Source organism: Streptomyces antarcticus (genome assembly GCF_026627255.1).
Taxonomy (GTDB): Bacteria; Actinomycetota; Actinomycetes; order Streptomycetales; family Streptomycetaceae; genus Streptomyces; species Streptomyces antarcticus.
The window spans coordinates 28489-43055 of the sequence record NZ_JAPNLM010000029.1; the positions used below are offsets into that span (position 1 = coordinate 28489).

A 14567-nucleotide genomic window follows, 5' to 3' on the forward strand; every position below is an offset into this window, starting at 1 on the left:
CTTTTCTTGGAGGTCCGTCTTGGACGCCTTCTCTACGGTCATCCGCGTCGCATCGCACGAGCAGCACACCGAGGCCGAGACGTCGACCTTCATGAGCGACCTGCTGGGCGGCCGGCTCGGAGTGGACGCCTACACGCGGTACACCGAACAGCTGTGGTTCGTGTACCGGGCCCTGGAGGACGCGGCCGACTCCCTGAAGGACGACCCGGTCGCGGGTCCCTTCATCCAGCCCGAGCTGATGCGCGTCGCCGAGATCGAGCGCGACCTCGAGCACCTGCTGGGCGCCGCCTGGCGCGACAACGTGGTGGCGCTGCCCGCGACCGAGGCGTACGCCGCCCGGGTCGCCGAGTGCGCCGCCCAGTGGCCGGGCGGGTACGTCGCCCACCACTACACCCGTTACCTGGGCGACCTCTCCGGCGGACAGATCATCCGCGACAAGGCCGAGCGCACCTGGGGCTTCGAGCGCAAGGGCGACGGCGTCCGCTTCTACGTCTTCGCCGACATCTCCAACCCGGCCGCCTTCAAGCGGACCTACCGGGAGCTGCTCGACGCCATCGCCGCGGACGACCTGGAGAAGCAGCGCATCGTCGACGAGTGCAAGCGCGCCTTCGACTTCAACGGCGCGGTCTTCCGCGAGCTGGGCGAGCGGTTCCCGCTCAGCGCGTAGGCGTGACGGGGGAAGGGGCCGGCCCGGTGCGTGACGCACCGGGCCGGCCCCTTCGCCGCGATCAGCCCACCCGCGCGAAGCGGACGCGGCCGCCGACCTCGATCGTGCCGTCCGGGCCGGGGGCGGTGAGGATCTGGGAGCCCGCGCCCTGGATGATGTTCAGGGCGCGGTTCAGCTGGGCCGTCAGCAGGATCGCCGCCGACCCGGTGGCCTCGTCCTCGACGACGGCCCCCCCGGGGCAAGCCCCGGCTCCACAGGAGCGGCTGTCGCCGCACGAATGCCTGCGCGGGAAGCCGCGGGCGCGCACGCGGCCCGCGGTCTCGTCCTCCCAGGCCCAGGCGTACAGCCAGCCCTCGCCCGGGGGCGGGGCGGGCAGCGCCTCGACCTCGGCCGCGCTCGCGTACTGCTCGGTGCGCTTGTCCCCGACCCACTCCGGGCGGGCCGTGATCCAGGTGAACTCCCCGTCGTCACGGGCCCATACGGAGCCGGCCGGCGGGTGCAGTTCCTCGATGTCCAGCAACCACGCGACCCCGACCAGCGGGTGTCCCGCGAAGGACATCCGCGTGCCGGGGGTGCGGATGTCGACGACCCCGCGCTCGGGGTCGTCGACGAACACCGTCTCGCTGTAGCCGAGTTCGGCGGCCAGGGCCTGCCGCGACGCGTCGTCGGGGCAGGTCCGGCCGTCGCGTACGACTCCGAGCGGGTTGCCGTACCGGCCGTCACCCGCGCAGAAGACCTTGAGGACGTCGAGATCGTTCACGCGGGCATTGAAGCACGGCTCAGTTCTGGGCCGTACGGCGGCGGGCGAAGTACACCGCGCCCGCGCCGGCCGCGATGACCATGCCGGAGGCGCCGAGCAGGGCGCCGGCCGGGATCTCGGCGCCGGTGGCGGCGAGGTTGCCGCCGACCGAGCCGCCGCCGACGGAGCCGCCGCCCGCGGTGCTGCCCGTACCACCGGTACCGCCGGTGGAGGAGGAGCCGCCGGTCGAGCCGCCCGCGGCCGGAAGGATGGCGTCCTTGTCCACGGCCACCGAGAAGCTCAGCGGGTCGATGGCGTCGCCGGCCTTGTACGCGGAGCGTGTGGTGTCGTTGGCGAAGACGGCCGCGCCCTCGGCGGTGAGGGCCGCGGGGACGCCGCCCAGGGCGAGCACGCCGCCCTTGGTCTTGTAGTCGGTCTTCGACAGGTCGAGCGTGGCGAACGGGACGGCCGCCTTGCTGCCGGAGGCGTTCTTGACGTCCACGTACAGGGTGCCGGTCTTGCCCGTGGCGTCGACGCGGGGGTTGCCGAAGCTCATGTCGATGCCGTGGCCCGTGTACTGGAAGCGGAGGCTGCCCTCGAAGGACACGTTCAGCTTCTGCTTGGCGGCGTCGAGCTCGCCCTTGGCGAGGGCGAAGTCGTACAGGTCGCCGCTCTTGGCGGCGCCGCCGGAGGGGGTGATGGAGCCCGCGCTCAGGACGTATGTGCGGAAGGACTCCTTCACGCCCCACGTCAGCTTGGCGCTGAGGACCTTCTGCGCGCCGGCCGGCGTCGTGGGCTGTGCGGTGGCGGTCGCGGTGGGCGTCGCCGCAGGCTTCGTCGCGGTCGGCGTCGGGGTCGGCGTCGGCTTCGTCGCGGCCGGCGTCGGGGTCGGGGTAGGGGTCGGCGTGGGGGTGGGGGTCGGCGTGGGGGCCGGCTTGGGCTTCTCGAACTCCAGCTTGGCGGTCAGCGGATCGCCGGGCTTGCCCTCGTAGCCCGCCGAACCGAGCGCGTCGGCGGCCTCCTTGGTGAGCGTGGTCGCCAGCTTGTCCATCGCCTGGCCGCCGAAGGCGACCGCGGCGAGCGGTACGTCCTGGGTCGTGGCCCCGCTCTTGGTGACGTCGGCGGTGAGCTTCTTGGTGCCGGTGTCGATGCGGAAGTCCGAGAGCTTGACCTCGAAGCCGTGACCGGCCGGCGGCGCGGGCGAGGAGAAGGTGACGCTGCCCTTGAAGGCCGCCTTCACCACGTGCCCGGCGGTCGGGTCGTACTGGCCGGTGGCCTCGCCGAACTGCAGGGTGCCGTCCGCGTTGGCCTGGGCGCCGTCGGCCGGGGTGATGGCGCCCTTGGCCATGCCCGTCACGTACGCGCGGTAGCTGGCGAGCACGCCCCAGTCGAGGGTGCCGCCGACGATCTTGATCGGCGCGGTCGGGGCGCCGCCCGCCTGCGGGGCGAGGGCCGGAGTGCCCGCGGCAGTGGCGGGCAGGACGAAGGCGGTGGTACCCAGCGCGGCGGCGGTGAGGATGGCGGCCGCGACGGCGATCGGGCGACGGGTGGACGACATGGCGCGGTTGCTCCTGAAGCGAGGAAGGAAAAAGGGGAAGGGGGGTGCGCTACTGCGCGTCGGCGGGCGCGGCCTCGGCCGCCGCCGTACGGCGCCTGCGCACCACCAGGAAGGCCGCGCCGCCGGCCAGGACCAGCAGGGCCACGGCGAGGGCGGCGTACAGCCCGGTGTTCGAGGACTCCTCCGCTCGGGCGGCCGGAGCGGGGGCGGGAGCGGGGGTCGACGGCGCCGCAGCGGGCGCGTCCGTGGAGCCCAGGTCGGGGAGGGCCGGGAGCTTCGCGGTGGCGTCGAGTGCGACGGCGAGCGAGACGGGGTCCATCTCGGTGCCCGCCTTGTACATGGAATTGAACGCCTGGGAGCCGCCCTCGGTGAGTGTGGCCGGGGCCTCGGCGAGGGTGACGAGGCCGCCCTCGGCCTTCAGGCCCTTGGCGTCGAACTCGACGAGCGCGACGGCGGGCTTCGTCTCGGCGGCGGCGGTGGTGACGTCGGCGGACAGGACGCCCTTGCCGTTCTCCACCTTGACGCTCACCTTGCCGAGCTTGAGGTCCAGGTGGGCGCCGGTGAACTGGACGCTGCCCGCGAAGGCCGCGTCAAGCGTGCCCTTCTGGCCGTCGTACGCGCCCTTGCCCTGGGGGAAGCGGAACAGCGCGCCGCCGTCCTGGGCACCCTCGGCGAGGGTCCACCCGCCCTGGCCGATGGAGCCGGTGACGTACTCGCGGAAGGTGCGCCGGACGCCCCAGTCGACGGCGGCGTCGGTGAAGGCGCCCGCCGTCCGCGGGGTCTCGGCGGAGGTGCTCGGCTGCGGGCCGGCCGACGCGGCGGGCCGCGCCGGGTCGGCGGCCGGGGCCTTGACGTCGGCGGAGAGCGAGACGGGATCGAGCTGCGCGCCGGCCGCGTAGTAGCCGGCGAACGCCTTGGCCCCCTGCTCGGTGAGGGTGGCCGGGACATTGGAGAGGGCGATCGGGGTACCGCCGCCCTTCATGTCGATGCCGCCGAGGCCGAGCGAGGCGAAGGCGACCTGGGACTGGTTCGTGACGGAGCCGCTGTCCTTGGCCTTGCTGGAGACGTCCACGTACAGCGTGCCGCGACCGCCGGAGATCTTGACGGTGGGGCGGCTGACGGTCATGTCCAGCTCGTTCGTGCCGTCGGGCTTCTGATGGCCCTGGAAGGTCACCCCGCCGCTGAAGGAGGCACTGAACTCGCCGCTGTCCGGGTCGTAGGAGCCGGCCGCCGAGTGGAAGCGGAAGAGGCTCCCGCCGACGGTGGCGGCGCCGCTCTTCAGCTTGAATCCGCCTTTCGCGATGGGCCCCGTGACGTAACTCTGGAACGACGATTTGATGCCCCAGTCCAGCCGGCCCCCCTGTACGACGCGGTCGGCGGCCTGGGCGGCGGTGGCGGGAAGCAGGGCACCCAGCAAGGCCGCCAACAGGGCGACTGCGAACGTACGGGCGGGCCTTGCGGACATGACGGTCCCCTCCAGGGGCTAGCAACTCAGGTTAGGCTAACCTAAGCTACCTCAGCCCGGATAGGGAACCCCCGGGTTGGTTGAAAGTTCACCAGTCAGCCAGCCGCACGAACAGGACGGTGCATTCGTGCCTACGCCCGCCGCGTCTTCCCGCCCCTCCCGCGCGCGCCTCGCCCTGACGACCACTCTGGTCGCCCTGGCCCTGGCCGCGACGGGATGCGGGGGTACGGCCACACCCGCGGGCAAGCCCGCCCACTCCGCTTCGGCCGCTCCGGACCGGGTCGAGCCGCTGTCCCCGTCGCCCACCCCGGTCCTTCCCGTCACCGTGTCCTCGTTCGACGGCGCCCGGGTGACGGTCGCCTCGGCGGACCGCGTCGTCCCGCTGACCGGCAGCCTCAACGAGATCGTCCACACCCTGGGCCTCGGCGAGCAGGTCGTCGCCCGGGACATCACCGCCACCTTCGAACAGGCCGCCCGGCTGCCCGTGGTGACGCGCGGCCACGACGTCTCCGCCGAGAGCGTCCTCTCGCTGCGCCCGACGCTCGTGCTCGCGGAGACCACCAGCGGCCCCGGTGAGGCCGTCCAGCAGATCCGCGACGCCGGCATCCCGGTCCTCGTCGTCGCTCCGGCCAAGAGCCTGGAGGACGTCCCGAAGCGGATCGACGCGGTCGCCGCCGCGCTCGGCGTCAAGGACGCGGGCACGCAGCTGAACCAGCGCACCGCCGACCGGATCGCCTCCGTCCGCAAGGGCATTCCGGCCGCCTCCGGGAAGAAGCCCCGGGTGGCGTTCCTCTACCTGCGCGGCACCGCCTCCGTCTACCTGCTGGGCGGCTCCGACTCCGGCGCCGCCTCGCTGCTGGAGGCGGCCGGCGCCGTCGACACGGGCAAGGACTCCGGTCTCGGCAAGGACTTCACCCCGATCACCAGCGAGGCCCTGGCGGCCGTCGCGCCCGACGCGATCCTGGTCATGTCCAAGGGCCTCGAATCGGTCGGCGGCGTCGACGGCCTCGTCAAGATCCCGGGCGTCGCCCAGACCCCGGCCGGCATGGACCGCCGGGTACTCACCGTCGACGACGGCGTCCTGCTGAACTACGGGCCGCGCACCGACCAGGTGCTGTCCTCCCTGGTCACCCAGCTCTACGGCAAGGGCGCCTGATGTGACCCTGCCCTACGATCCCCACCCGACGGACACCACCCCCGAACCCACCCCCGCGAAGGCGGCGGCCCCGGCCCGAGCCGGACTTGCCGCGCCCGTCACGAAGCGGGACGCCGGGTCCGGGCGGGTGCCGGGGCGCTCCCCGCAGGGTGCCGAACACAGTGCCGCTTCACCCTCCGACGCCCCGTCACGTTCTGCATCCGAGGAAACGCCCCGGCGCCCGCCCGAACCCGGCACCCCCCGCAAGGCCCGCCCCCGCGAGCCCCGCCGCCGCGAGCCCCGCCGCCGCAAGGCCCTGCTGCTCACCGCGGCCCTGGTGGCCGCCCTCGTCGTGCTCGCCCTGGTCTCCGCCGGCATCGGCGCCTACCGCATCCCCCTCGGCGACGTACTCGCCTCCGTCCAGCACCGCGCCGGGCTCGGCGGGGCGCCGCTCGACCGGGTCGGGGAGAGCGTGCTGTGGAACGTACGCCTCCCCCGCGTCGTCCTCGCGCTGCTCGTCGGCGCCAGCCTCGGCTGCGCGGGCGCGCTCATGCAGGGCGTGTTCGGCAACCCGCTGGCCGAGCCCGGAGTCATCGGGATCTCGGCCGGCGCGGCCGTCGGCGCGGTCGCCGCCATCAGCCTCGGGCTCAGCTTCTTCGGCAACTGGACGATCACGGTGTGCGCGTTCGTCGCGGGCCTGATCACCGTCAGCGCCGTCTACCTGCTCTCCCGCAACGGCGGCAGGACCGAGGTCGTCACCCTCATCCTCACCGGCATCGCCGTCAACGCCTTCGCCGGCGCCCTCATCGGCCTGTTCGTCTTCTTCGCCGACAGCGGCCAGGTCAACCAGATCACCTTCTGGCAGCTCGGCTCCCTCGCCCAGGCCACCTGGCCCAAGGTCCTCGCCGTCCTGCCCTGCGCCTTCGCCGGACTGATCGTCGCCCCGTTCTACGCCCGCCGCCTCGATCTGCTGGCCCTCGGCGAGCGGCCCGCCCGCCACCTCGGCATCGACGTGGAGCGGCTGCGCCTGGCCCTCGTCCTCGTCGTCGCCCTGCTGACCGCGGCCGCCGTCGCCGGCGTCATCACCTTCATCGGCCTGCTCGTCCCGCACCTGCTGCGCATGGCCAACGGCCCCGGCCACCGCTTCCTCGTCCCCGGCAGCGCCCTCGCCGGCGCGGTCGTCCTCGTCGCGGGCGACCTGGCCGCCCGGACCATCGCCCAGCCCGCCGAGCTGCCGCTCGGCGTGCTGACCGCCCTGATCGGCAGCCCGTTCTTCTTCTGGCTGCTGCGCCGCACCCGCCGCAAGCAAGGAGGCTGGGCGTGACCAGCAGGCTGACCGGGCTGCTCACCCGGAACAAGCGGACCGTCCCGGCCCGGCCCGCCCCCGGCGCGGCCCTCGCCGAGGTCACCGGCCTGCACGTACGGCTCGGGCAGCGCGAGGTGCTCGCCGGGATCGACCTGACCGCCCGCGCCGGGGAGGTGCTGGCACTGGTCGGCCCGAACGGCGCCGGCAAGTCCACGCTGCTGGCGGCGCTCGCCGCCGACCTGCCCGCCGCCTCCGGCGAGATCCGCGTCGACGGCCGGCCGGTGGGCGACTGGAGCGCCGCCGACCTCGCCCTGCGCCGCTCGGTGCTCCCCCAGTCGGCCGTGCTGTCCTTCCCGTTCCCGGTGGAGGACGTCGTACGGATGGGCCGCGCGCCCTGGGCGGGCACCCCGTTCGCCGAGTCCGACGAGGAGGCGGTGGCCGCGGCCATGGCCGCCACCGAGGTCACGGACTTCGCCGAACGCCCGTTCTCCGCCCTGTCCGGCGGTGAACGGGCCCGTGTCGCGCTGGCCCGCGTCCTGGCCCAGCGGGCCCCGCTGCTGCTGCTCGACGAGCCCACCGCCGCCCTCGACCTGCGCCACCAGGAGCTCGTGCTGCGGATCTGCCGGGAACGGGCCGCCGCCGGGGACGCCGTGGTCGTCGTCCTGCACGACCTGGGGCTGGCCGCGGCGTACGCGGACCGGGCCGCCGTCCTGCACGACGGGCGGATGGCGGCGGACGGACCGCCGTCCGAGGTCTTCGAGGACGCCCTGCTGAGCCGGGTCTACCGGCAGCCCGTGGAGGTCTTCGCGCACCCCCGCTCCGGGGCTCCGCTGGTGGTTCCCGTACGCGGGACGGCTCCCCTCGCGGAGTCCTCCCCGCCGCGCGCCAAACCGGGTTTGACGAGCGCTTGACCTGCCCGTGGGGCCGTCGTGGGGCGTCCGTGACACGCCTGTGTCCGGCACGGAGAGGTGAGAGCGGAATCACTGTACGGGCGGGTATGGGTGAGGTAAGCCTCGGTTAAGTTAGGTCCGCCTCACTGGCCTGCCCCACCCCTGGGACGGCCCTCGTCCGAAGCCCAGGAGTCCCGTATGCGCCCCGCCCGCCTCACCGTCGTCGCCGCCGCCTCCCTGGTGGCCGCGCTCACCGCCGTCACCGGCTGCGCCGAGAAGAGCGGCTCCGGCGGCGACGGCGCGATCAAGGTCGCGGCCTCGGACACCGCCTGCGACGTCTCGAAGACGGAGTTCCCGGCCGGCAAGGTCCAGATCGACGTCGAGAACAAGGGCGCCAAGGTCACCGAGCTCTACGTCCTGTTCCCGGACGACCGGATCGTGACCGAGCGCGAGAACATCGGCCCCGGCACCAAGGCCTCCATCACCGCCGAGATCAAGGCGGGCGACTACGAGATCGTCTGCAAGCCGGGCATGAAGGGCGACGGCCTGCGCACGCAGGTCAAGGCCACCGGCCAGGGCGGCGTCGAGAAGCGCAGCCCAGAGGCGGACGCCGCGGTCGCCGCCTACCGCCAGTACGTGGTCGCGCAGTCGGAGGAGACCCTCCCCAAGGCGCAGGTCTTCGCGGACGCGGTCAAGGCCGGCGACGTCGAGGCCGCGAAGAAGGCGTACGCGCCCTCGCGCATCGGCTGGGAGCGCACCGAGCCGGTCGCCGAGTCCTTCGGCGACATCGACCCGAAGGTCGACGTCCGCGAGGACGGCTTGGAGCCCGGCCAGGAGTGGACCGGCTGGCACCGCCTGGAGAAGGCCCTGTGGGCCGACAACACGATCGGCGACGCGGAGAAGAAGCTCGCCGACACCCTGATCGCGGACCTCACCGACTGGCAGAAGAAGGTCGGCCAGGCGGAGATCACCCCCACCTCGATGGCCAACGGCGCCAAGGAGCTCCTCGACGAGGTCGCCACCGGCAAGGTCACCGGCGAGGAGGAGCGTTACTCCCACACCGACCTGGTCGACTTCAAGGCGAACGTCGAGGGCGCGGAGAAGGCGTACGCGCTCCTGAAGCCGATCGCCGCGAAGAACGACCCCGAGCTGTCCAAGCAGCTGGACACCCAGTTCGCGGCCCTGAACACGCTGCTGGACAAGTACCGCGCCGACAAGACCGGTTACGACTTCACCGCGTACGACAAGGTCGGCGAGCCCGAGCGCAAGGAGCTGTCGGACGGCGTCAACGCGCTCGCCGAGCCGCTCTCCAAGCTGGCCGCGGCGGTCGCGAAGTAAGCGGTACGGGCAACCGAGCAGGCGGGAGAGCACGATGACCGAGCAGAAGCCGGAGCAGCGGCCGGAACCGGAGGACCGCGGCACGGGCCCGGACACCTCCGCGAGCCCGGACCCCTCCGCGGCGGGCCCGGACACCCCCGCGGCGGCGCCCTCCGCCGCCGCACCCTCCCGGCGTGCCGTACTCGGCTGGGGCGGCGCCGGGCTCGCGCTCGGCGCCGCCGCGGCCGGCGGCGCGGCGGTGGCCTTCGGCGGCTCCCCGGACACCGTGCCGGTGGCCGCGGCCGGGGGGTCCGTACCGTTCCACGGCGCGCACCAGGCGGGGATCGCGAGCGCCGTGCAGGACCGTCTGCACTTCGCTGCCTTCGACGTGAAGACGAAGGACCGAGCCGAGCTGGTGGAGCTCCTGAAGGAGTGGACCGAGGCGGCCCGGCTGATGACGGCCGGTCTTCCGGTCGGCGAGGGCGGCTTCGGCGGCCTGCCGCAGGCTCCGCCGGACGACACGGGTGAGGCGCTGGGCCTGAAGGCCTCCCGCCTCACCCTGACCGTCGGCTTCGGCCCGGGGCTCTTCGCCAGGGACCGGTTCGGGCTGGAGGGCAGCCGCCCCGCCGCCCTGGTCGACCTGGAGCAGTTCCCCGGCGACAACCTGGACCCGGCCCGCTCCGGCGGCGACCTGTGCGTCCAGGCCTGCGCCGACGACCCCCAGGTCGCCGTGCACGCCATCCGCCAGCTCGCCCGCATCGGCTTCGGCCGGGTCGCGGTCCGCTGGTCGCAGCTCGGCTTCGGCAAGACCTCCTCGACCACTCCGGACGAGCAGACGCCCCGCAACATGATGGGCTTCAAGGACGGCACGCGGAACATCGCGGGCACCGACGCCGCCGCCCTGGACAAGCACGTGTGGGCCGGGGCCGGCGACGGCAGCGCCTGGATGGCCGGCGGCTCGTACCTGGTGGCCCGGCGCATCCGGATGAACATCGAGACCTGGGACCGCACCTCGCTCCAGGAGCAGGAGGACATCTTCGGCCGCGACAAGGGCGAGGGCGCCCCCGTCGGCAAGTCGAAGGAGCGCGACGAGCCGTTCCTGAAGGCGATGAAGCCGGAGGCGCACGTGCGCCTCTCGCACCCGGACAGCAACGCCGGGGCGACGCTCCTGCGCCGCGGCTACTCCTTCACCGACGGCACGGACGGGCTGGGCCGGCTCGACGCGGGCCTGTTCTTCCTGGCCTACCAGCGCGACGTCCGCACGGGCTTCGTCCCGATCCAGCGCAACCTGGCACGTCACGACGTGCTCAACGAATACATCCAGCACGTGGGTTCGGCCGTCTTCGCCGTCCCGCCGGGCGTCCGCGACAAGGGCGACTGGTGGGGCCGGACGCTGTTCGCGTAAGCACCCGCCGGAGAGGAAGAACCGCCGTGTTCGGCAACTATCTGATCGGCCTGCGCGAGGGGCTGGAAGCCAGCCTGGTCGTCTGCATCCTGGTGGCCTACCTGGTCAAGACCGACCGCAGGGACGCGCTGCGCCCCGTGTGGCTGGGCATCGCCATCGCCTGCGGGATCTCGCTGGCCTTCGGCGCGATGCTCGAATTCGGCACGCAGGAGCTGACCTTCGAGGCGCAGGAGCTCCTCGGGGGCACCCTGTCGATCATGTCCGTGGGCCTGGTGACGTGGATGGTCTTCTGGATGAAGCGCACCGCGCGGCACCTGAGGGCCGAGCTGCACGGCAGGCTCGACGCGGCGCTGGCCATGGGTACCGGCGCGCTGGTCGCCACCGCGTTCCTCGCGGTCGGCCGCGAGGGCCTGGAGACCGCCCTGTTCGTGTGGGCGTCGGTCCGGGCGAGCGGCGAGGGCACCTCGGCGCCGCTGATCGGGGTGCTGCTGGGCATCGCCACCGCGATCGTGCTGGGCTGGCTGTTCTACCGGGGCGCCCTGCGGATCAACCTGGCGAAGTTCTTCACGTGGACCGGCGCCATGCTGGTGGTCGTGGCGGCGGGCGTGCTCGCGTACGGGGTCCACGACCTCCAGGAGGCCCGTTTCCTGGGCGGGCTGGGGAACAAGGCCTTCGACGTCAGCGCCGCGGTCCCGCCGGACAGCTGGTACGGAACCCTGCTCAAGGGCGTCTTCAACTTCCAGCCCGACCCGACCGTGCTCCAGCTGACCGTGTGGGTGCTGTACCTGGTTCCCGTGCTGGCCCTGTTCCTGGCGGGACCGCGCACACCGCGCCGGCCGTCCACCCCGGCGGCGCCGTCCACCCCGTCCGCGGGCGCGGGCGCCGCCCAGGGCGGCTGACCCCCGCCGGGGCCTGCCCCGTCAGGGGATCCGGACGCCCGCGCCGCCGACCCGCACCCGGGGGTCGCCGGCGCGCAGCTCCACGGTGAGCACTCCCGGGCGGCCCATGTCCTCGCCCTGGTGCAGCGTGAGCACCGCGTCCCGCGGGACCAGGCCCAGCTCCCGGGCGTACGCCCCGAACGCCGCGGCCGCGGCCCCCGTCGCCGGGTCCTCCACGACGCCGCCGGCGGGGAAGGGGTTGCGTACGTGGAACTCCGCCGGGCCCGACCGGTGCACGAGCTGGACCGTGACGAGGTCCAGGCGCCGCGTCAGCGCCTCCAGCCGGGCGAAGTCGTAACCGAGGTCGGCGAGCCGGGTCCGGGTGGCGGCGCCGAGCACCAGGTGCCGGGCTCCGGCGTAGGCGATCCGCGGCGGGAACGCCGGGTCCAGGTCCGCCGCCGGCCAGCCGAGCGCGGCCAGCGCCTCGGCGAGGTCGGCGTCGGCGATCTCCTCGGTGTGCGGCTCGACGCTGGTCAGCACGGCCCGCAGCCGGCCTCCCTCGGAGGTGACCGAGACCGGTACGGTCCCGGCCCGCGTGGCGAACAGCAGCTCCCCGGGGCCGATCCGCTCGGCCAGCGCCACCGCCGTGGCGACGGTGGCGTGCCCGCAGAAGGGGACCTCGGCCTTCGGGCTGAAGTAGCGGACGGTGAACGCCCGCCCGGGCTCGCCGCCCAGCCCCTGCGGGGGCGCGGTCAGGAAGGCCGTCTCGCTGTAGCCCAGCCCGGCGGCGATCTCCAGCATCGCGGCGTCGTCCAGCCCGGCCGCGTCGGGCACGACCCCGGCGGGGTTGCCACCCTCCGGGTCGTCGGAGAAAGCGGTGTAGCGCAGCACTTCGGTCGTCATGACCGGCTCAACCTCCGCCGTCCGCAGGCCATTCCCGGGCCCGGACGGCCCGCCCGGCTCCGGTGCCTCAGCCGCGCCCGACGTACGGCATGTTCGTCGCCATCACCGTCGCGAACTGCACGTTCGCCTCCAGCGGGAGCTCCGCCATGTGCAGCACCGTGCGGGCCACGTCGGCCGCGTCCATCACCGGTTCGACGGCGAGCCGCCCGTCGGCCTGGAGGATGCCCGTCTGCATCCGCTCGGTCATCTCGGTCGCCGCGTTGCCGATGTCGATCTGGCCGCAGGCGATGCGGTAGGGGCGCCCGTCCAGCGACAGCGACTTCGTCAGGCCGGTCACCGCGTGCTTGGTGGCCGTGTAGGCGATGGAGTGCGGGCGCGGCACGTGCGCCGAGATGGAGCCGTTGTTGATGATCCGGCCGCCCTGCGGGTCCTGGGCCTTCATCAGGCGGAAGGCGGCCTGGGCGCACAGGAACGCGCCGGTGAGGTTGACGTCGACGACGGAGCGCCAGGCCTCGTGGGTGATGTCCTCCAGGGCGACGCCGCCCGGGCCGAAGGTGCCCGCGTTGTTGAAGAGGAGGTCGAGGCGCCCGTACCGCTCCCGCACCGCCCCGAACAGCGCGGTCACGTCGTCCGGATCGCTCACGTCCGCCCGTACGGGAAACACGTCCGCCCCCGCCCCCGCCGCCGCGGCCGTGTCCTCCAGCGGCCCGGTCCGGCGGCCGGCCGCGGCCACGGCCCAGCCGGCCGCCGCCAGGGCGAGGGCCACGGAGCGGCCGATCCCGGAGCCGGCCCCGGTCACCACGGCGGTCTTCTTCCCACTTTCGTTCATGGGGCCGCAGGCTACGTCACACCGGGCGCCGGCCTCCGGACGTTCCGACAGCTGAGAGCATGGGTCGGTCAGGGGTCAGAAAACACACGAGATGACTGGAGTTCCGCATGTCGGAGAGAGGCCCCGCGACGGCCCCGTCGCACGAGTCGTCGCCCGAATCCACCTCCGCCCCCGCGGCCACCGCACCCCTGACGGCCGCCCGCCGCACCGGTCTGCTGGTCACCTTCATCCTCGGCGGGCTCACGGCCCTCCCGCCGCTGTCGATGGACATGTACCTCCCGGCCCTGCCGCAGGTCACCACCGCCCTGAACAGCCCGGCCGCGACCGTACAGCTCACGCTCACCGCCTGCCTCGCCGGCATGGCGCTGGGCCAGCTCGTCATCGGCCCCATGAGCGACAAGTGGGGCCGCCGCAGGCCCCTGCTCGCGGGCATGGTCGTCTACGTCCTCGCCACCGCGATCTGCGCGCTGGCCCCGACCACCGAGCTGCTGATCGCCTTCCGGCTGCTCCAGGGCCTGGCCGGCGCGGCGGCGATCGTCATCGCCCGCGCCGTCGTGCGCGACCTGTACGACGGCGTCGAGATGGCCCGGTTCTTCTCCACCCTGATGCTCATCTCCGGGGCCGCCCCGATCGTCGCCCCGCTCATCGGCGGCCAGGTGCTCCGCTTCGCCGACTGGCGCGGGGTCTTCGTCGTCCTCACCGCCGTCGGACTGGTGCTCACCCTGGTGGTGTGGCGCCGGCTCGACGAGACGCTTCCGCCCGAGCGGCGGCACACCGGCGGCGTCGGCTCGGCCCTGCGCACCATGCGGGGGCTGCTCGGCGACCGGGTCTTCGCCGGCTACACCCTGGCCGGCGGCTTCGCGTTCGCGGTGCTCTTCTCGTACATCTCCGCCTCCCCCTTCGTGGTGCAGGAGATCTACGGCGCCTCGCCGCAGACGTTCAGCCTGCTCTTCGGCCTCAACTCCGTCGGCCTGATCATCGTCGGCCAGGTCAACGGCAAGCTGCTCGTCGGCCGGGTCAGCCTGGACAACGCCCTGGCCGTCGGCCTCGGGGTGATCACCGCCGCCTCGGTGGTGCTGCTGCTGATGTCGACCGGGGTGTTCGGGGAGGTCGGGCTCGTCCCGGTGTCCGCCGGGCTGTTCGTGCTGATGTCGGCGATGGGCCTGGTGCTGCCGAACACCAACGCGCAGGCCCTGATGCGGACCCCGCACGCCGCCGGCTCGGCCTCGGCGCTGCTGGGCACCTCCTCGTTCCTCGTCGGCGCGATCGCCTCCCCGCTGGTCGGGATCGCTGGCGAGGACACGGCGGTGCCCATGGCGGTGGTACAGCTGGTCTGCTCGCTGCTGGCGGTGGGCTGCTTCCTCGGGATGTGCCGCCCCTGGCAGAGCCGCGAGCCGCAGGCCGCGTAGCCCGTACGGACCGGGCCGCCGCCCGTTCGCGGCCCGGGGCCCCGTGGGGGCGCCGTAAACTTCGCG

13 protein-coding genes are annotated in these 14567 nt (G+C 73.6%); 8 read left to right on the plus strand and 5 right to left on the minus strand.

Translation table 11 applies throughout. From position 1 onward, the window contains the following. The first annotated feature begins 19 nt into the window (after nt 1-19). Nucleotides 20-667: a biliverdin-producing heme oxygenase gene (locus OTB16_RS32185; protein WP_267725300.1), complete on the plus strand. Its 648-nt coding sequence runs from the start codon at nt 20-22 to the stop codon at nt 665-667. 61 nt (nt 668-728) lie between these two features. On the opposite strand, the gene OTB16_RS32190 is transcribed toward OTB16_RS32185, so the two are convergent. The 3 genes from OTB16_RS32190 to OTB16_RS32200 are packed head-to-tail and all read right to left on the minus strand — an operon-like array spanning nt 729 to nt 4429. Continuing rightward, a complete protein-coding gene (locus tag OTB16_RS32190; protein ID WP_267725301.1) occupies nt 729-1427 on the minus strand; it encodes a PhzF family phenazine biosynthesis protein in 699 nt (232 codons plus the stop codon). Nucleotides 1428-1446: 19 nt separating this feature from the next. Continuing rightward, nucleotides 1447-2964 (minus strand): HtaA domain-containing protein, encoded by a 1518-nt coding sequence (locus OTB16_RS32195; RefSeq protein WP_267725302.1) that lies wholly within the window; start codon nt 2962-2964, stop codon nt 1447-1449. Between the two features lie 49 nt (nt 2965-3013). Then, on the minus strand, nt 3014-4429 hold the full coding sequence (locus tag OTB16_RS32200) for an HtaA domain-containing protein (protein WP_267725303.1): 1416 nt from the start codon (nt 4427-4429) through the stop codon (nt 3014-3016). Nucleotides 4430-4556: 127 nt separating this feature from the next. Between OTB16_RS32200 and OTB16_RS32205 the strand changes: the two genes are divergently transcribed. From OTB16_RS32205 to efeU, 6 genes are all read left to right on the plus strand, one after another. Then, entirely contained in the window at nt 4557-5585 is a 1029-nt protein-coding gene (locus OTB16_RS32205; protein ID WP_267725304.1) for a heme/hemin ABC transporter substrate-binding protein, read from the plus strand. A 1-nt stretch (nt 5586) separates the two neighbouring features. Beyond that, nucleotides 5587-6888, plus strand: a complete 1302-nt coding sequence (locus OTB16_RS32210; protein WP_267725305.1) for a FecCD family ABC transporter permease — start codon at nt 5587-5589, stop codon at nt 6886-6888. Between the two features lie 8 nt (nt 6889-6896). Next, entirely contained in the window at nt 6897-7781 is an 885-nt protein-coding gene (locus tag OTB16_RS32215) for a heme ABC transporter ATP-binding protein (protein WP_420717842.1), read from the plus strand. A 177-nt stretch (nt 7782-7958) separates the two neighbouring features. Beyond that, nucleotides 7959-9098 (plus strand): iron uptake system protein EfeO, encoded by a 1140-nt coding sequence (gene efeO, locus OTB16_RS32220; RefSeq protein ID WP_267725306.1) that lies wholly within the window; start codon nt 7959-7961, stop codon nt 9096-9098. A 34-nt stretch (nt 9099-9132) separates the two neighbouring features. After that, on the plus strand, nt 9133-10482 hold the full coding sequence (gene efeB, locus OTB16_RS32225; RefSeq protein WP_267725307.1) for an iron uptake transporter deferrochelatase/peroxidase subunit: 1350 nt from the start codon (nt 9133-9135) through the stop codon (nt 10480-10482). A gap of 26 nt (nt 10483-10508) precedes the next feature. Next, nucleotides 10509-11381 carry an iron uptake transporter permease EfeU gene (gene efeU, locus OTB16_RS32230; protein ID WP_267725309.1) on the plus strand — a complete coding sequence of 291 codons (873 nt, stop codon included), beginning with the start codon at nt 10509-10511 and terminating at the stop codon, nt 11379-11381. A gap of 21 nt (nt 11382-11402) precedes the next feature. Here the strand turns inward: efeU and OTB16_RS32235 are convergent, their stop codons facing one another. Next, nucleotides 11403-12263 carry a PhzF family phenazine biosynthesis protein gene (locus tag OTB16_RS32235; RefSeq protein WP_267725311.1) on the minus strand — a complete coding sequence of 287 codons (861 nt, stop codon included), beginning with the start codon at nt 12261-12263 and terminating at the stop codon, nt 11403-11405. A gap of 67 nt (nt 12264-12330) precedes the next feature. After that, nucleotides 12331-13092 (minus strand): SDR family oxidoreductase, encoded by a 762-nt coding sequence (locus OTB16_RS32240; protein WP_267725313.1) that lies wholly within the window; start codon nt 13090-13092, stop codon nt 12331-12333. Between the two features lie 107 nt (nt 13093-13199). On the opposite strand from OTB16_RS32240, the gene OTB16_RS32245 reads away from it, so the two are divergent. After that, complete coding sequence (locus OTB16_RS32245; RefSeq protein ID WP_267725314.1) at nt 13200-14501, plus strand: Bcr/CflA family multidrug efflux MFS transporter; 1302 nt, start codon at nt 13200-13202, stop codon at nt 14499-14501. The last annotated feature ends 66 nt before the right edge of the window (nt 14502-14567 follow it).